Origin of the sequence: Chamaesiphon minutus PCC 6605 (genome assembly GCF_000317145.1) — a bacterium.
GTDB lineage: Bacteria > Cyanobacteriota > Cyanobacteriia > Cyanobacteriales > Chamaesiphonaceae > Chamaesiphon > Chamaesiphon minutus.
The window spans coordinates 3207653-3225993 of the sequence record NC_019697.1 but is presented as its reverse complement, the minus strand read 5'-3'; the positions used below and the strand labels follow the sequence as shown (position 1 = coordinate 3225993).

Sequence of the window (18341 nt, the reverse complement as noted above, 5' to 3'; positions counted from 1 at the left end):
AATTCATTAGCTGTCATAGATCCTAGCCACCTTACTTTCTGTCACAATCGCTCGCCGATCGCGATCGACCGCAGCTAATCTAAATATATAGAAACAGTTAACTGATGTCATCGGACGCAGTTTACGACTACAAAAACTTATAGAGACAACTATTATGACAACTGCCAGATTAGCAAACTATCCTTACACAATTTCTCAGCAAGAAGCTCAAAATATCAGTCAGACGATCGATTATACACAGATAAATTCGCTGCCCGAAGTCTGGCCGATCGTCGCTGCTAAATGTGGAGATACTGTCGCGCTAAATGCCCCCCATAGCAAGCCAGCAATTAGTATGACTTATCGAGAAGTGGCTACTCAAATTAAGTTATTTGCCACTGGCTTGCAAAGCTTGGGAATCAAGCCTCAGACTGGCGTGGCGTTATTTGCCGATAATAGTCCCCGCTGGTTGATAGCCGATCAAGGGATTATGACCACAGGGGCCTTTAATGCCGTTCGGAGTTCTCAAGCTGAGGTACAAGAATTACTCTCAATTTTAGATAACAGTCAAGCTCAAACTTTAGTAGTTGAAGATCTCAAAACTCTCAACAAGTTAAGCGATCGACTTGCCGATTTGCCGATTAAGTTAATCATTCTACTTTGTGACGAAACAACCGATGTAGAACTGCCGATTAAACTCCTCAACTTCAGCCAGACGATCGATCTCGGTCGCAGTGCCCAATTTCAGCCAGCGACGATCGCCAAAACAGATTTAGCCACGCTCATCTACACTTCTGGCACATCTGGCAACCCCAAAGGTGTGATGCTCACCCATGCCAATCTATTGCACCAAATCAATACCTGCGGTACGGTCATCCCCGCCACACCAGGCTCGCGAGTCTTGAGTATTTTACCTTCGTGGCATAGCTACGAGCGATCGTGCGAATATTATCTGCTCTCGCAGGGTTGTACTCAGACATACACCAATATTCGCTATTTCAAGCAGGATTTGAAAGAATACCAGCCTGAGTACCTCGTCGCAGTTCCTCGGCTCTCAGAATCGATTTATGAAGGCATTCAGAAGCAATTTCGCGAGCAGCCCCCAAACAAACAAAAATTGGTTGCTCGTCTGCTGGCACTCAGCACCAAATACATCGAAGCCCGCCGGATCGTCCAAGGATTGAGCTTAGAATGTCTCAACCCCACTCTGGGTCAAAAATTAATCGCACGGCTCCAGATGGCGATTTTAGCCCCCATTCACGCGATCGCCGATAAGCTGATCTACAGCAAAATTAGAGCGGCTACTGGTGGCAAAATCAGATATATCATCAGCGGCGGCGGCTCGTTAGCCAAACATCTTGACTTATTTTTCGAGATAATTGGCGTGAATATTCTCGTCGGCTATGGCTTAACCGAAACCGCCCCGATTACCAACGTCCGCCGTCCCTGGCAAAATCTCCGGCTCTCGTCAGGACAACCGTTACCAGGTACCGAGATCCGGATCGTCGATGTCGATACCCGTCAGCCAGTCGCGATCGGGCAAAAAGGATTAGTGATGATTCGCGGGCCGCAAGTCATGCAAGGATATTACCGCGATCCCGAAGCCACTGCCAAAGCGATCGACGTTGACGGTTGGTTTAATAGTGGCGATTTGGGAATGCTTACTCCCAACAACGATCTGACGATTACCGGACGCGCCAAAGACACGATCGTGCTGAGCAATGGCGAAAATATCGAACCCACCCCGATCGAAGATGCTTGTCTCCGCAGCTCTTATATCAGCCAAATAGTCCTCGTCGGTCAAGACCAAAAAGCACTCGGCGCGCTGATCGTACCTAACTCCGAAGCACTACACCAATGGGCGATAAGTCAAAATCTCATTCCCGCTCCGATAGCAGCGACAAACCCAGCCAGCAGTAACGAGCCGAATATCCTCCTCGACAATCCGCAAATTCTCAACAATACCCAAGTCATAGACCTCTTCCGCGACGAACTCAACCGCGAAGTCAAGAACCGCCCTGGCTACCGGATTGACGATCGGATTGCTACCATCAAGTTAATTGCCGAGCCATTTAGCATCGAAAATGGCCTGCTTACCCAAACTCTGAAAATTCGTCGCCCAGTTGTGATGGCGCGGTATCACGGTATGATTGACGAGATGTTCGCACGCTGAACAGGGAATAGGGTATGGGTTAACGCCGCTAGCCACTAAACCAATAGCCACTAGTCACCAAAATTACCTAAATCATGGATCTACCAGACTCTCAACTATTGCTCAAACGGGTCGTCAGTATCAAAGCTGTAGTGACCCAACGCTGGAAAGACGAAACCCAGCAACTATTACAAACACAAATTAGCGACCTTGATGGCCAACTGCAACAACTTGAAATGCAGGGACAAAGAGCCGTCGCCGAAATTCAAAAGCAAAACCTGCAACCCCCTGGCCCTCAAGTCATGCAACAGATTGAAAGCATTCAGATGCAAGTAAATCAGCAGAAAAGCGAACTGCTCGAACAAAAAAACATGGCTTTACAACAGCTCCAACAAGTTCAACAGCTCGAACTCAAACAGGAAGTCAATCAAGGTCAAGTTGAAGGTTATTTTGCAGTCAAACTTGGCGATAATTTGATTTCCAAAATGAACGTCGAAGTTCTACTTCATGATGGAGTGGTGATGGAGATTCGGGGGAACATTTAGAAACATAGGGGATTGGGGATTGGGGATTGGGGTTAGGCGATTGTGACTTCAGCCGTAAGCGTCGTTATCACGTCCTACCGATCCATACCCATCCACCCATCCGCCCATCCACTCCTCAGTCCCCCAATTAGGCTAAGATAAGTAGTCGCAAGCTCAACCTAAACTGTTCGATCGAGAAGATTCCCCATGGCAATACACGAAGTTTTCATGCCTGCTCTAAGTTCGACTATGACTGAAGGCAAGATCGTCTCTTGGCAAAAATCGCCAGGGGACAAAGTTGAAAAAGGTGAAATCGTTGTCGTGGTCGAATCCGACAAAGCCGATATGGACGTGGAAACCTTTTATAGCGGCTATATTGCGACGATCGTCGTCCCAGCCGGAGAGTCCGCACCAGTCGGATCGGCGATCGCGTTAGTGGCCGAAACTCAAGCTGAAATAGAAGTAGCCAAGCAGCAAGCCCAAGGCAAATCTTCAGCCGCGACGGCCACTGCCCCCACGACAACATCGGCACCAGCCGCCACCGCCGCAGCTACCACGATCGCGCCCCCAGCCACAACTGCAACTCCAGCAGCAGCTCCACTCAGAAGCGATCGGCCCGTAGTTTCCCCTCGTGCGAGGAAATTAGCCAAAGAATACGGCGTTGCTGTCGAAACTCTTAATGGTACTGGCCCCAATGGTCGGATTACGGCAGAAGATGTCGGTACCGCTGCTGGGAAACCGCAAGCAGCTCCCGGTCACAGCCAGCCAGCAACACCAGTTGCTGCACCCACATTCGTACCGCCTGCTGCTCCCGCAATCGCAGCGGTAGCTGGCAGCGTAGTTCCCTTTACAACCCTCCAATCCGCCGTCACTCGCAACATGATGGCGAGCCTTTCGGTACCGACATTCCGCGTCGGCTACACGATCGAAACCAACAATCTCGATAAACTTTATAAACAAATTAAAGATAAGGGCGTTACCATGACGGCACTGCTAGCCAAAGCAGTCGCCATGACCCTTGCGAAACATCCGATCGTTAATGCTAGCTACACCGATGCAGGCATTAACCATCCTGGCTCGATTAACATCGCCGTCGCCGTCTCGATGCCCGATGGCGGTTTGATTACCCCCGTCCTCCAAAATGCCGATAAACTCGACCTTTACTCCCTCTCGCGGATGTGGAAAGATCTAGTCGATCGGGCGCGGAGCAAGCAGTTACAGCCTCAAGAGTATAGCTCTGGCACCTTTACCATCTCCAACCTCGGAATGCTCGGTGTCGATCGGTTTGATGCCATTCTACCCCCCGGTACGGGCGCAATTTTGGCAGTCGGTGCATCCCAGCCGCAAGTAGTGGCTAGCGAAGATGGTACGTTTGCGATCCGGCGTCAAATGCAGGTAAATATGACTGCCGATCATCGGATTATCTATGGTGCCGATGCAGCTAATTTCCTCAAAGATTTGGCTCTGTTAATTCAAACTAACGCTCAATCTTTGACATTATAGACACCATCTTCAAACCAGAGCGGCATCTGTAGGGTTAATGCCTCGTGCTGACCCCGCATCGATGGTACCCGCAAGGGGCACCCCTACAGATTAATTGTATGGGGTGAATCCCTGAATCACCATCTAGAGGGGTAATGCCTCGTGCTGACCCCTCATTGATGAGGGTGCCCCGACAGATCGATCGTATAGGTTGAATTTTCTGGAGGTTTTCAATGAATTGGTGGGAACAGTTAAAACGGAATGGATTGGCTAGAATAGGTGCGATCGCGCTAGTGTTGATGTATCTAATGGTCATTGCCGCCGAGTTTGTCGCGCCATACGATCCTTATGTTTCGCAAGATGATGGCTCCCTGTTGCCACCAACTGCCATTCATTGGACAGATCCAGAGGGTAAGTGGATTGGGGCGCATGTGTACCCCACTACTCAGGGAAAAACCGATCTAAATACAGGAGATCGATTGCTTAAGGTAGATACGACAAAACCATCGCCGATTAGCTTGTTGGTGCGCGGTTCTAGCTATAAGTTGTTTCAAGTTAGTATCCCATTGCTGCCGAAATTCGATCCGGCGATGAGTAAGAAAAATAAGGGTAATGCCGCAGTTGTCAAGACTAAAGCTGACGCTCAGGAATTTACGATCTTTTCTGGTATTCCCTGCGATTGGCATTTATTTGGTACCACAGGTGCGGGCAAAATCAATCTCTTCGGCACTGACGAACAGGGGCGAGATCAATTCAGTCGGCTCGTCTATGGCGGTAGAATTAGCCTGTTTATCGGTCTGATTGGCGTATTAATCTCTTTCCCCATCGGCATGATTTTAGGTGGGATTGCGGGCTATTTTGGCGGCTGGATCGATGCTGTAATCATGCGCGTAGCTGAGGTACTGATGACTCTACCGAGTCTATATTTATTAGTGGCTCTAGCTTCAGTATTACCCGATCGAGTCAGTAGTTCTCAACGTTTTTTACTAATCGTCGCAATTACATCATTCATCAGTTGGGCGGGATTGGCACGGGTAATTCGTGGTCAAGTATTATCGATCAAAGAGCGAGAATTCGTCCAAGCCGCACGCGCAATGGGTGCGAAACCGTTTTATATTATCGTCCGCCATGTGCTGCCACAAACGGCTACTTATTTAATTATTTCGGCAACTTTAGCGATTCCGAGTTTCATCGTTTCTGAGTCGGTATTGAGCCTGATCGGATTGGGGATTCAACCCCCCGATCCTTCATGGGGCAATCTACTTTCGATCGCGACTAATACTTCAATTCTGATCTTCCAACCCTGGTTAATTTGGCCGCCAGCAGTATTAATTATCCTGACTGTACTAGCATTCAATCTTCTGGGCGACGGTTTACGCGATGCCCTCGATCCGCGCAATTTACAACGTTCTTCCACCTGATTTTTAAAAACCTGAATGGTCGATCGGGCAGAAGGCTGAGTATCGGCACTACTCTATTAAAGGAGGCAGTAAAAAAGCCGCGCTATGTCGAGGGAGAGTCGATCGATGGAAAAAGGGCGGACAGAGCAGCCCATCACCATTAACGAACCCTATACTCTGCCCGAAATGGGTGAAATTTGGACAGATGATGACAAATTTCAAACCTAGCTACAAGTCCAAATTTCGATCGCACCCCCCACATCGAACGCTATACTAAGTGGGTTGAATTCAAGTGACGGACAAGTGATCGAACGCTATACTCTGCCCGAAATGGGTGAAATTTGGACAGATGCTTATAAATTTCAAACCTGGCTGCAAGTCGAAATTGCCGTCTGTGAAGCCCAAGCCGAACTAGGACATATTCCACAGGAAGCTGTTGATGAAATTAAGGCTAAAGCAAAGTTCGATGTCGATCGCATCTTAGAAATTGAAGCTGAAGTCCGTCATGATGTGATTGCATTTCTTACTAACGTCAACGAACATGTTGGCGCGGCGGGACGATATATCCATTTAGGGATGACTAGCTCAGATGTACTCGATACCGCTCTCGCGCTGCAAATGGTAGCGAGTACCGATATTCTCTTGACTCGATTGGAAGATACGATTCAAGCGATTCGCTATCAAGCCCAAAAACATCGCAATACTGTAATGATAGGCCGTTCCCATGGGATTCATGCCGAACCGATTACCTTTGGCTTTAAATTAGCTGGCTGGCTGGCTGAAATGCTGCGGAATCGAGATCGATTGGTACGAGTCCGCCAGACGATTGCTGTTGGTAAAATTTCTGGTGCTGTTGGTACCTATGCCAATATCGAACCGCGTGCAGAGGCGATCGCGTGTCAGAAGCTAGGATTGACGCCAGACACAGCTTCTACTCAAGTAATTTCTCGCGACATTCATGCTGAATTCGCACAAGTTTTAGCCCTGATCGGTGCCAGCATCGAACGGTTTGCCGTCGAAATTCGCAACCTGCAACGCACCGACGTTTTGGAAGTCGAAGAATTCTTCTCCAAGGGTCAAAAAGGCTCCTCTGCAATGCCCCACAAGCGCAACCCAATTCGTTCCGAACGCCTGACGGGAATGGCACGAATCTTGCGTGGAAACGCGATCGCTGCCCTGGAGAACGTGGCTCTGTGGCACGAACGAGATATTTCTCATAGCTCGGTCGAACGCGTCTGTATGCCCGATTCCTGCATTATCGCGCACTTCATGTTGGTTGAAACCACCAACCTGATCAAAAATCTGTTGATTTACCCCGAAAATATGGCGCGGAACCTCAACTGCTATGGTGGGGTCGTCTTCAGTCAGTCGGTATTACTGGCTCTAGTTGGTAAAGGATTGAATCGGGAAGAAGCATACGAGATCGTCCAATCCAATGCCATGTCAGTCTGGAATACCCCCGATGGCGACTTCCGCAAGGTTGTCTCTAGCGATCCTCGCGTCACCGAGCATCTGACACCAGCAGAAATCGAGCATTGTTTCGACCCCACCCAGCATCTCAAGCACCTCGACGAGATTTATCAACGTTTGAGTATCTAGGGCTTGCTGAAAAAGTTGATAAATAGCATTTAATTAGATCGATTAACGATCGATCTAATTTAATCTATCAGCAATTAGGATACGATTAGAATCAATCATAAATTTTATTAATCATCCGAACTCAAATATTACAAAAACAGCGTTGATTCTCGAATAAATACAAAAAAAGGCAAAAAACTGCCGGAGCAGTGTCGAAAGATTCATCACTAGAAAAGTGATTGCAATAGCTGTCTGAGAAGTCTCAGAAAGTTTAGTCATCACTCGACCAAGACTAAATCTGCGCTTAGCTTCTCCGAATTTACCTTCAATTCGGCTGCGAAACCGCTCATCTAACTGTGCTTGTTTCTTTTTCTCTTTGTCAACAACTTTTGGTTTTCTTCCTAACGGTATACCTGTAATTCTAATTCCTTTTCTTTACACCAAGCTCGATTTTCGTTAGTGCGATATATTTGGTCAACATGGATAGATTCTGGATAATTTCCTGTGGCTAGCTTAAACTCTTCTGTTTGTGATTTCAAATCACCAGATTCATGAAAATTATCCCAGCTCAACCTGTCGATAAACACGTATCCATTATGATAGCTAACTGATAACTTTGCTCCAAATTCAACTGGCGTTCCAGCCTTTCCTCTCACAATTGGGCGAATATGTGGTTGCGTTAGACTAACTATTCTATCATCAACACGCTGTTGATTATTTTCATACATCGATAACTGTTGTTGATACACTGTAGCTACGACTAACAGCATTTTGTACTTTCTTGCTTGATTTAATAATCCTAAGTCCGTTGGGTATCTAATATCTGCTGGCGCACATGTTGCGTCTAATATTAATCTTCCTCGATTTATACTCTCTTCCTTCTTTCCGCTCTCGACAACTTTTTTTCTGTTTCTACTTCCTCTCTAGCTTCCTCACACATTTTGATGTTAATTTTATTTACTAAATCTGTTTCTAGTCTTTGGCGAAAATGTCCTAGCATCGAGGCTTCAAATGGTGCCTCATTTCTATAACTTCTCAGCCCGATAAAGTACTGTAAGTATGGGTTCTCCCTAATTTGCTCTACCGTTTCTCTATCACTTATCCCTAATTTTTCTTTGATTATTAATGCTCCTAATGCCATCCTACTTGATTTCGCTGGTGCTCCTATTTCTATCGTGAATTTTTTCGCATATTCCTCTTCTACTTCCGCCCAGGGAATTAATTTTGCCATCATTACCCATCGATTATCTTCTGCTAATTTTCCCCCAAATGGCAGTTCAAAGTTTTCTAATTCAGCTTCAAGTTGCTCAACTTTTTTATACATTGCCTGTACGGGTGTGTCGATGTTCTCACTAATTTTAGTTGATTTTAGTCGATTTCATTGAACTAGAGTAACTTTTCACAGCTTATATCTCCCTCTGTGGCTGGGTTTTGGCTTTTATCAGCACCCCCTATCTAGAGTAGTCTACGGCGTAAATCTAGTTACTATTTTGGCGGGGAGCGGCTCGCAGCCGGGAGGTTTCCTCCCGGATTATGCGAGACAGCGACGCAGCTCCCTTCGGGAAGGCTCCGCCAACGACCGGGAGGAAACCTCCCGGTTGTGTGCGTCAAGACAAGACAGCGGGGAGATTGGGCAAGAAATGGTAGCTTCATTTCTGCCGTCTCGTCCTAGAGATAACTGTTCGGATAAGATCGGGGAGATAACATCTCCTCGATGATGGCGTTATCTGAAAATAGTACAACTCGTGGAAATTCAAATATTAGTTATTTAGAAAATTTAGATATAACTTTAGAAAAAATTCATCAATGCAGTCAATGAAAACAGTATTAGACAGCACTTGGCAAGTTACGAACAGAGAAAATAATTATCTCGGCAAATCATGCCTTTCAGCTACCTTAAATCGCGATCGAGCGATCGGATGCACCACGAAAATAGGTTGATCGGAATATTCTTTCTTGGTAACTTGCCAAGTCGTAGTATTAGAGAAGGAATTACAGGCTAATTTGCATCTTTGATATGCAATAAAATTATTTACATTGAAAGATAGATAACATCAATCTCAGACATAATTTTATGCTCTTAATGCAACTTTGTACCGCAGCGTTTGCAAAAATTGGCGTCAAGATCGTGACTAGATAATTGGCAATTAGGGCAAGCAGCATTTACTTTGTTTGCGCTTTTAGCAACTTGTTTAATCAGATCCCCTAATTGCCAAGGAATCAGAGCAATACCAGATAAAATCATTAATACTGTCATGAATTTGCCAGCATTAGAAATAGGCGTGATGTCGCCAAATCCGACCGTTGTCATGGTGACGACGGCAAAATAAACGGCATCGAAAAAAGTATCGAACTTGGGATTGACGGGATGCTCGACTTGATAAATCAAGCCAGAATAAATAAAAATAATCGAGAAGATCGTAAATAAAATTCGAGTGACAATCGAACTATCCTCGCGATCGAGATTTCCTAAGAGGGTTTTACCTTCGATAAATCGTAGCAGTCGTAAAATCCGAAACCAGCGCAAAATTCGGATAAAACTGACATCAGTGATACCAGTTAACATTGGTAGAATCGCAATCAAGTCGATAAGAGAATAAAAGCTAAATAAGTATTTTAATTTATCTTGTGCAGTGATAAAACGCAGTAGATACTCGATAGTGAAAATGTAGAGAACGATCGAATCTATTCTTTCAAAGATCGAACGTAGCTCTGATGAGAGCGGATAGGTTTCTGCAATGAAAATACCTGTAGAGACGACTACTAAACCCGCGATCGCTAAATTGACCGCTTTACCGATCGGATGTTCGATATCTTCTAAGTAAAGCGAGATTTTGTCAGCAAAAATCATAGCTAATTTTCAGGATGCAGAGAATATTAAATCGGTTGATAGTCGATCGAAACTGAGGTAACTGGTAAGGATAAACTCGTTATAATAAATGCAGTAGTCGCGCACAGAACACTAGAGATGAGTGCAAATAACCATTACCCAATCTTTGTATAATTATGGCTAAATGGGATGCAGGCAGATTTTTAAATACCGTTAGCTATTTTGAAGCAATTCCGGTTGTCAGCGATCTACAACGCTGGTTGACAGGCGGATCTAATCGTAAATCTACCACTAATGGAGGGAAAGCTGTGGGTAAAATCTTGGTGGTAGGTGCGATGACTGACATCGGACAAGTATTGGTTCAGCAGTTGGTTAAGAGCGGCTACACAGTCAGAGCGGCGATTGCGGATCTGAGCTTGGCACCATTTAGCATACCTGCGGGCGTGGAATATGTAATGGTCGCTCCTGATAATAATACATCACTTAGCAATAGTAGCCTCACCGATCGAGTCATGCAAGGGGTGCGAGCGATTATTGTGTGTTTGGATGCGGAAGAAACTTTATCTACAGTAGCTTTAGACAATTTGACTGCGGCGGTAAATACTTATTTACCCACCAATAATCGCTTAGAACTTTTTGATTTTACGCACCCGACGATCGATCTGCAAGCGACATGGGGAGCTGTGGATGATGTGGTCATGGGTGGTGTTAGCGAGAGTGGGATTGGGATGAGGGCGGGTGTTGCCGTGTTTAGTGGTAATGTTTCGACTGATAATTCTGGTGGCTTTGCATCGGTGCGGACGCGTAATTTAGATCCGAGTCTCAATTTAAGTAACTATCAAGGAATCGAATTAAAAGTAAAAGGTGACGGCCAAAGATATAAGATCTTCTTGCGGACTGAGGAGAAATGGGATGGAGTGGGTTATGCTCATTCTTTCGATACGATCGCAAATGAATGGATGACAATTCAAGTACCATTTAAAGGCTTAGTACCGATCTTCCGCGCCAAGACAGTTCCGAATGCACCGCTCGATACCACTCAAATTTGTTCTTTTCAATTAATGCTCAGTAAGTTTGAATACGATCGAGCATTAAACCCGCGATTCACGCCTGGTTTATTCTCACTAGAAATCGAATCGATCGCGGCCTATGGTGGTGACACTATGCCCCAATTAGTCGTCATCGATTCTACTACGAGTACCGACGATTTGGTTGCCAAACTTCGGACAACTAATTTACCATATTCGATCGTTCGAGCGGTAAATCTGGATGCACTAATGGTAGCAGCGATCGCCGTGAAATCGATTTCTCAATCAGAAGCAGTCGGACAAGTATTAACGTGAGTTCGATGTTAGAAAATGGCTGGGGGTAGTGCATCAAGACCCTTACATTCCAAATCCAAACAAGGCTTTTTAGGGTGGTAAGAATAAGCAATCAAGCCAGAAATCAAGTTAACCAGAAAGTTAAACCGACTACGATGACGGGAATGCTCAATTTGACAAATATTTTTGAGTTGGTCATTGACCGATTCGATAATGGCGCGTTTTCGGAGTAAGATCTTGTCCATGAGCTTAATTAGGGCTTGCTGAATAAGTCATACGATCGAGTGAGCGAATCTCGAAGCACGCTCACTCGAAGCGCGTCGTCTAGCGACGATCGCCAATGATAATTTTTAGTTAAGCTCAAAGGAGATACAAGCAAGATTTCTAATCGGTAGATGGGATAAATTGACAATTGAAAACAGTCAAAAATTAAAGACACAAAAAAATGCTCAATTATCTGCCGAAGCAGATGGGAAAGATTCATAACCAAGAAGATAATAGCAATCGCAGTCTCTGAAGTGTCAGACAGCTTTGTCATCACACGGTCGAGACTAAATCTGCGTTTAGCTACACCAAATTTCCCCTCAATTTGGTTGCGAATTCTTTCATCAGATTGAGCCTGCTTTTTACTCTCAGTGTCAATTCCCTTTCTGGGTCTACCCTTGGGTAGACCCACTCAGTCTAATTCCTCTTTCCTTACACCACGCTCGGTTGGCTCTGGTGCGATAGATTTTGTCAGCGTGAACTGATTCGGGATAACAAGCATTAGCCCCTTTAAATGATTCAACTCGATCGATTAGATCGTTAGATTCGTTATAGTTGTCCCAACTTATTCGATCTAAAAATACATATCCATCTTGACAACTGGCAGATATCTTTGCTCCAAATTCTACAGGTTTTCCAGCTTTTCCTCTAACGATCGGACGAATATGTGGTTGATGAATGCTTACTATTCTGTCATCGATTCTGTGAATGTTTTTTTCATACATCTCTAGTTGTTGTCTGTATACTTCTCTGATAATTAACAGTTGTCTGTGCTGCTTTCTTTTCAGGGGTATCGAGCGACTTGCATCTAGCAACCGCTCGATGTGAGCCAGATTTCGCTTGAGGTATTGAAGTTGTTTCTTGATGGCTTTGCGCCGACTTTTGTTTGTCGGTCGTCTCTGTTTGGCTACTTTTAAGTATTCTTTTCTTGCTATTTGGCGATGGGTTCTCGATTTCCTTTTCCCCTTTGGGCGATTTTCTCGGTCTAGGATATCGATAATTTTTTCACTTTCTACTCTTGCTGTTGCTAACAGATCTAAATCTGTCGGATATTTTACATCGGCTGGCGCACAAGATGCATCAACTATCAGTTTTCCTCTATTCCTTTTTTTCCTTGATTACGTTTTCCGAATCCTTTGTAGACTTTTTTTCGCCCTGTTCCTCCCTCTCTTGTGTTCGATTCTCGGCGACGATCTTGCCGTTGATTTGGTTGATTAGTGACCTACCTATTCTTTGCCGGAAGTGTACTAGCATTGATGCGTCGAATGGTGCTTCATCTTGATATTCTTCTAACCCGATAAAGTACTGCAAGTACGGATTTTCTCTAATCTGTTCTACCGTTTCTCTGTCGCTTGTTCCCAATTTTTCTTTGATTATTAGTGCCCCTAGTGCCATCCTGAATGGTTTGGCTGGTGCCCCCATTTCTGTCAGAAAGTTTTTTGCATATTCTCCTTCAAATTCTGTCCAAGGAATTAGATTTGCCATGATTACCCACCGATTATTTGCTGCTAACGCTATTGTGTTTCCCAACTTGAAGTTTTCTGCTGGTTTTGGGTCGTTGTCAACTTGTCGGTACATGAGTATTAACACCTTGGACTCATTCGTGACAAGTTAAGGCGCGATCGCAATTGTCAAGCACGTTTGGCGATCCTTCGATCGACCGTTACATCAGATATTCAGAGATCGAATACATTAGCACTATCAATCGAGTTTTTTGATATATAGTGAGACCGAACCAACAGCCACGCTATATATGGGTGTTGACATTCGATCGAAAACCTTAACTTGTCACAGATGGAGTAAAGCAGGATCGTGGGTTGCGATCGAACACAAATGTCCACTCATTAATAATTTTTCCATCAACTGGCGGTAAGACCGATCGAGTTCTGCACCACGAGGTTTAGCTAGACCATCAGGAGTCGCATAGGCTCCTTTGACTAATCGAATCTTTCCTGGGCGCTGCAACACACTTTCAAGATCGTCAGGTGTGCGATGAAGATATGCTTGCAGGGTAATTCCAACATTGTCAAACGTTTCACACAGCCGTTAATGAATCTCCAAAATCGAGTTCGTGCGATCCGTTCCTTCCATGCCGATCGTCATTTCCAGTCCTGCACTCTGGGCTGATTCAGCCAAAATACAAGCGTTTTTGTACCCTAACTCAGTATCAATTACCATGCCAATGTAAGACAAGTCTAAAGATACAGACGAGTCCAGGTTCTGTTCGGCGATCGCCTGAATCACACACAGAAATTCTTGTGTAGCTTGCTGTGCCATTTCAGCGTCGCGAGTGCTTTCGCCCATATAGTCGATCGTGACAGAAAATCCTTGCTGATTCAGCAATTTTGCCGTTTCTACGCAGTCTGACAGTGTTTCACCCCCAATAAAACGCAAAGCAGCATGAAGGAGAGGTTGATAGAGCGATGGGTGCTGAAGCACGAAGCCTTTGATCTCCTCGTCCAACGCGACTTGCTTTAATATCTCCGCAGCTTCAAATTCAAAACTCATTTTGCGCTCCAAACTCTTTTTATAAGTTTAGGGGAACAAGCGGAAATTCAGGACAGAACCAATCGCCTAAGACAACTTGATCTTGCTGACTTACGACTAATCTCTAAGCTACCGCCCGACCAACAACTTAAGCCGCACAACTATTATTTAGGCTGACACATTCAGTCTAATACCCCCATTTTGGGTAGTTAGATGGACAAATGTCTTGTCTCAAATGCAGGCTGAGGAAGCCTCAGCGCGATTTGAGCCGCTTTCCACATAATGCCCCAAAATGGGGTGTTTAGGCTGAATTAATTCAGTCTAAACACACTAGAAGATAGTCGTTCGCGTAGCGTTCCGTAGGAAATCGACTTCGACATTGTTTGTAATAACTTTGAGTATATTTACGATCGGGATCTCCCCTTGGTCTGGGCGTAGCCTAAAGTCGCGGCTTGCGCCCGTCGGGTTTCCCAACGCGAAAAGCGGCGCAGTGTGGGTGGGTTTGTCTTGTCTGGCATAATCAAGGAGCGACGCATCGAGAATCGATCGAAAGATCTCAAATGAGTTCTATAAAGGGGATGCTCTAGCTTCCTTTCCTCTTCAAGGGAATGGCTGGGCAGTTCCTGAAGCTCCTCAAAGGATGGGGTAAAGGGACTAATCGAAAATTAATTATGAAAAGGCACCGCCACAAATGGTAAAAATGCGATCGAACACCATGCCCACGATCGCCAATTCGAGTAGAGTGAACGATCTTCGGCTAGAGGTTCCAAGCAGGTTAATAGTGCTTCAATGCGTCGATCTAGTCGATCGATGGGGGCAAGCTGGCTAAACGCCGCACAGATATTATCGGCGAATACGGGCGTACTTTGGACGATCGACAGCAGGGCTTCGGCAACTAACAGGGGATCGGTTTGGGTAGATGCCCACCGATCGGCACGAATTTCGCGTAACATTAATAGTTCTTGCCAGATAGCTTCAGTTTGGGGCAGCCAATTGGTAATTTGGCGCACCCATCCCAGCCAGAAAAAATACCAGGTATCGCGATAGAGATAATGCGCCTGTTCGTGGGCTAAAACGGCCTCTAAATGCTCCGAACTTAATGTATCGATTAAAGCTGTGGTGACGACTAATTCTGGCTTCCAGAAGCCAATTTGGGCAATATAGGGCGCGGACAAATCCAGGAGCCGCACCTGCGTATCGTTCAATGTAACGATCGGATAAGTCCGCACCTGTTTGAGCAGTTGCCAGCCAGAGCCAGCCAACTGGCACCAATAAACTGCGGCAACTCCCAAAAATGCGATTGCCAGAGCGTAACTAAACCAATCATTACCCACCCAAACCATCCGTCCGTGCGGCCCCATCCAAATAATGGCGATCGCACTGGTAAATAGCAGTAGTGGCGGTAACAAAAATACCGTTAAAGTACGTTCCCAGTATTGGTGCAGTCGACTGTGTGGCGCATTGAGCCACACAGTCGGCTCTGTCGGCGTCCAAGTGTAACGCAGTCCCCAAGCGATTGCCAAAATCGCCGCCATGACAATTAGGTGCATTATCGTTCCTCCTTCTCTTTGCGGATCGCTTGCAGCCGTTGCGAAATCGCTTCAATCCGATCGATGCTGGATCGATCGAGACTATCGGCAAAAGCAGCAACGACATCGGGATTGCCAACTGCTAAAAATTGCTGCAACTTTTCGTAGGCTTGAATTGCTTGTGCCTGAGCTTCAGAAACTAAGGGTTGCCAAATAAAGCTACGTTCTTGACGATCGCATTGTAACCAACCTTTTTGAGTCAGGCGGTTGAGTACCGTTGTCACTGAAGCATACGCTAATTCGCGATCGGGGTCGCTGAGGATGCGATCGTGGACATCTTTGACGGTTACTTTACCCAGTTCCCAGATAATTTTGAGAATTTCAGTCTCTAATGGCCCCAGCGAGAGCTGTTTGGGTCGATATTTAGGCAGAGAAACCATGCAATTTACGGACGAGCTTTTCCTTAGACTAGCGCAAGAATTAGCCCCTGATGTTTGACGGCTTGTCTTTTGACACCATCGATCGTCCCCATTCACAATCAATGGAGGAACTACCTATTTATTTCCGCAATAAATCTTGACGTTACTAAATCTTTCAAAACGAGGATATGAAGATCTTGAATAGCCGCAGTAGCCGAATCGCCAGTGAACTATTGACTGTGGTGTTGCTAATTCTCGGTAATAACTTAATTCTGTTTAGTCGCTACACACATGCAGCTCCGATCGATAATCCCAATAATTCTGCCGAACCCGAACTGACGATCGATGTTACGGGAGAACGCCGGATCGAGCTACCAAAATCGACGCCAGTTTACACGATCGATCGCCAACAAATCGAACGACAGGGTGCAAAAAATGTTGCCGATACTTTAAATAATTTACCAGGCTTTGCGATTAATAATGCTGGTTATGGAGCCGATATTCACACCGGAACTTATTATCGCGGCGCATCGATAAATCAATTTATCATTCTGCTCAACGGTCGTCCGATTGGCAATAATATCAATACTTATCATGGCGCGACAGATCTCAATAGCATTCCCGTCGATGCAATCGAGCGGATCGAATTGTCTAGTGGTGCCAGTAATATTCTCTACGGATCGGAAACCTTTGGCGGTGTTGTCAATATCATTACCAAAACTTATCAAGGTACCCCGCAAACTAATATATCGGCGGAATTAGGATCTTACGGTCGTCAAGATTATCGTGCTAGTTATACAGGTGGCAGCGATCGATTAAACTACCGCATCGGCGTCGAAAAATATCGGATCGATAATAATTATCGCGTCCCCGTTGGAGCTGCCAACCGCGATCCAGTCACGGGAAATCTCACCAATGCCGATACCGATCTTACCAGTTACTCTGGTAAGATTTCTGCCACGATCGACGATCGCAATCGTCTAGATTTCGATGCAATTAAAATTACTAGTCGGCGGGGTTTGGTTTATTTTGGATTTCCCTTTCAACGCGACAGGTTAAATCATGATGCTCTAAACGTCGGACTTAATTGGCGATCTCAACTCAGCAGCGATCGTAGCTCGATTCTTAATACTACTCTGAGTTTTAACCAAGATTATTTTGATACCTTCGGCCCTAGTGGAGCCAATAGCCGCAGGGGTACGCTCGATAGCCAAGACGTAACGGGGAGAATAGATCATAACTGGAAGACTTCGGCCACAAATACGCTGCGGTGGGGTGGTGAAATCCAAAATCGTCAACTCAATGGCACGACGATTAGCACGGTTCCCAACCGGATTGCCTTTAACGAGACTGAAAATCGCAACGTCGTCAATACCGCTTTATTTGCCGTCAATACCTGGAAAGTTAACGAGCGCACGGCGATCGATATTGGCTTACGACAAAATTTTAACACCCAGTTTGGTAACTATCTCAATCCCAGTCTTGGCTCCCGTTGGGAAATTACCCCCAATCTCGCCTTGCGTGCCTCTGTCGCTGGCGCACAACGCAACCCCGGACTCGACCAACTCTACCTCTACGATACCGTCCACGGCTGGTTTCCCAATCCCAATCTCAAACCAGAAACGGGAGCAACTTGGACGGCGGGAGTCGATCTGGCATTTAGCCCTACCTCGACAGCTACAATTACCTACTTTGGTAGTAATTTAAACGATCGCATTGCCACTCAAGCCATCAGTCCGACTGTCACGCAGTGGACGAATATCGGACAGGTAAGCACCAATGGTTTGGAAATTGGCTTCAAACAACAAATAACGCCCCAATGGTCGGCATTTGCCAATTATACCTACACCGATGCCAAAATTCAGTCAGGAATAGAGCGAGGTTTGCAACTGTCGCTAGTACCGTATTCTGTCGCTCAATTGGGAGTCGGTTATGCCAATCGCGGCTGGGAAGTTAATCTGCTCGCCAACTATAATGCTGGGACGCGCCGTGCTTTCTTTAATAATCCCGGTCAAATTAGCACCAATTTCGTGTCGTCCTTTTTCAATCTGGATCTGAGTGCGCGGATCCCTGTGGGCGAGAATGTCGGCGTCAATCTGTATGTAGAGAATCTCGCCGATGTCCAATATGAGAAAGTGAATCGGATCTACAGTCCGGGTAGAACTTATCGGGTGGGCGTTGCGGCTAATTTCTAAATTATTTGGTGTATCCACCCGCAGATGCGTTGCTCCAGCGATCCCGATCGTACTCCTAACATTACTGAGTGCGCCAAATTTCAGGTGTCAGATTGGCGATCGCCACCAAATGCGGCTAACCTACAATTTAATTACGACATTTGTCACAATTGTCAAGCGGCTAGATAGTAAATAATAATG

Annotated in this window: 12 protein-coding genes and 4 pseudogenes; 8 read left to right on the top strand and 8 right to left on the bottom strand. The window is 45.7% G+C overall.

Going from position 1 to position 18341, the window contains the following annotated elements; genetic code table 11:
- Window positions 1-154: 154 nt before the first annotated feature.
- From CHA6605_RS14770 to purB, 5 genes are all read left to right on the top strand, one after another.
- Window positions 155-2152 carry an AMP-dependent synthetase/ligase gene (locus CHA6605_RS14770; protein WP_015160237.1) on the top strand — a complete coding sequence of 666 codons (1998 nt, stop codon included), beginning with the start codon at window positions 155-157 and terminating at the stop codon, window positions 2150-2152.
- 74 nt (window positions 2153-2226) lie between these two features.
- Complete coding sequence (locus tag CHA6605_RS14765; protein ID WP_015160236.1) at window positions 2227-2676, top strand: YlqD family protein; 450 nt, start codon at window positions 2227-2229, stop codon at window positions 2674-2676.
- Between the two features lie 186 nt (window positions 2677-2862).
- Window positions 2863-4158: a dihydrolipoamide acetyltransferase family protein gene (locus CHA6605_RS14760; protein ID WP_015160235.1), complete on the top strand. Its 1296-nt coding sequence runs from the start codon at window positions 2863-2865 to the stop codon at window positions 4156-4158.
- A gap of 212 nt (window positions 4159-4370) precedes the next feature.
- Window positions 4371-5558, top strand: coding sequence for an ABC transporter permease (locus CHA6605_RS14755; RefSeq protein WP_015160234.1), 1188 nt, complete (start codon window positions 4371-4373; stop codon window positions 5556-5558).
- A 282-nt stretch (window positions 5559-5840) separates the two neighbouring features.
- Window positions 5841-7136 carry an adenylosuccinate lyase gene (gene purB, locus CHA6605_RS14750; protein WP_015160232.1) on the top strand — a complete coding sequence of 432 codons (1296 nt, stop codon included), beginning with the start codon at window positions 5841-5843 and terminating at the stop codon, window positions 7134-7136.
- Window positions 7137-7247: 111 nt separating this feature from the next.
- Here purB and CHA6605_RS31670 read toward each other — a convergent pair.
- Window positions 7248-8439: pseudogene (locus tag CHA6605_RS31670) on the bottom strand (transposase).
- A gap of 756 nt (window positions 8440-9195) precedes the next feature.
- The gene (locus tag CHA6605_RS14735) at window positions 9196-9966 is read right to left on the bottom strand and encodes an ion transporter (protein WP_015160230.1); all 771 of its coding nucleotides are present in this window, start codon (window positions 9964-9966) and stop codon (window positions 9196-9198) included.
- Between the two features lie 155 nt (window positions 9967-10121).
- Here CHA6605_RS14735 and CHA6605_RS14730 point away from each other — a divergent pair, with 155 nt between their 5' ends.
- Window positions 10122-11288 carry a CIA30 family protein gene (locus CHA6605_RS14730; RefSeq protein ID WP_015160229.1) on the top strand — a complete coding sequence of 389 codons (1167 nt, stop codon included), beginning with the start codon at window positions 10122-10124 and terminating at the stop codon, window positions 11286-11288.
- Between the two features lie 8 nt (window positions 11289-11296).
- Here the strand turns inward: CHA6605_RS14730 and CHA6605_RS14725 are convergent.
- From CHA6605_RS14725 to CHA6605_RS14700, 6 genes and pseudogenes are all read right to left on the bottom strand, one after another.
- Window positions 11297-11515: pseudogene (locus CHA6605_RS14725) on the bottom strand (transposase); the annotation flags it as partial.
- Between the two features lie 5 nt (window positions 11516-11520).
- Window positions 11521-13109 (bottom strand): annotated as a pseudogene (locus CHA6605_RS32970) (IS5 family transposase).
- Window positions 13110-13319: 210 nt separating this feature from the next.
- Window positions 13320-14039, bottom strand: a pseudogene (locus tag CHA6605_RS35795) (proline dehydrogenase family protein).
- A 383-nt stretch (window positions 14040-14422) separates the two neighbouring features.
- Window positions 14423-14554 carry a hypothetical protein gene (locus tag CHA6605_RS36230; protein WP_269744488.1) on the bottom strand — a complete coding sequence of 44 codons (132 nt, stop codon included), beginning with the start codon at window positions 14552-14554 and terminating at the stop codon, window positions 14423-14425.
- 129 nt (window positions 14555-14683) lie between these two features.
- Window positions 14684-15568 (bottom strand): M56 family metallopeptidase, encoded by an 885-nt coding sequence (locus tag CHA6605_RS14705; RefSeq protein WP_015160228.1) that lies wholly within the window; start codon window positions 15566-15568, stop codon window positions 14684-14686.
- Window positions 15568-15987 carry a BlaI/MecI/CopY family transcriptional regulator gene (locus tag CHA6605_RS14700; RefSeq protein ID WP_015160227.1) on the bottom strand — a complete coding sequence of 140 codons (420 nt, stop codon included), beginning with the start codon at window positions 15985-15987 and terminating at the stop codon, window positions 15568-15570. Before CHA6605_RS14700 ends, CHA6605_RS14705 begins: the two co-directional genes overlap by 1 nt.
- 167 nt (window positions 15988-16154) lie before the next feature.
- Between CHA6605_RS14700 and CHA6605_RS14695 the strand changes: the two genes are divergently transcribed.
- Window positions 16155-18161, top strand: a complete 2007-nt coding sequence (locus tag CHA6605_RS14695; protein WP_015160226.1) for a TonB-dependent receptor plug domain-containing protein — start codon at window positions 16155-16157, stop codon at window positions 18159-18161.
- 24 nt (window positions 18162-18185) lie between these two features.
- On the top strand, window positions 18186-18329 hold the full coding sequence (locus tag CHA6605_RS14690) for a hypothetical protein (protein ID WP_157259995.1): 144 nt from the start codon (window positions 18186-18188) through the stop codon (window positions 18327-18329).
- The last annotated feature ends 12 nt before the right edge of the window (window positions 18330-18341 follow it).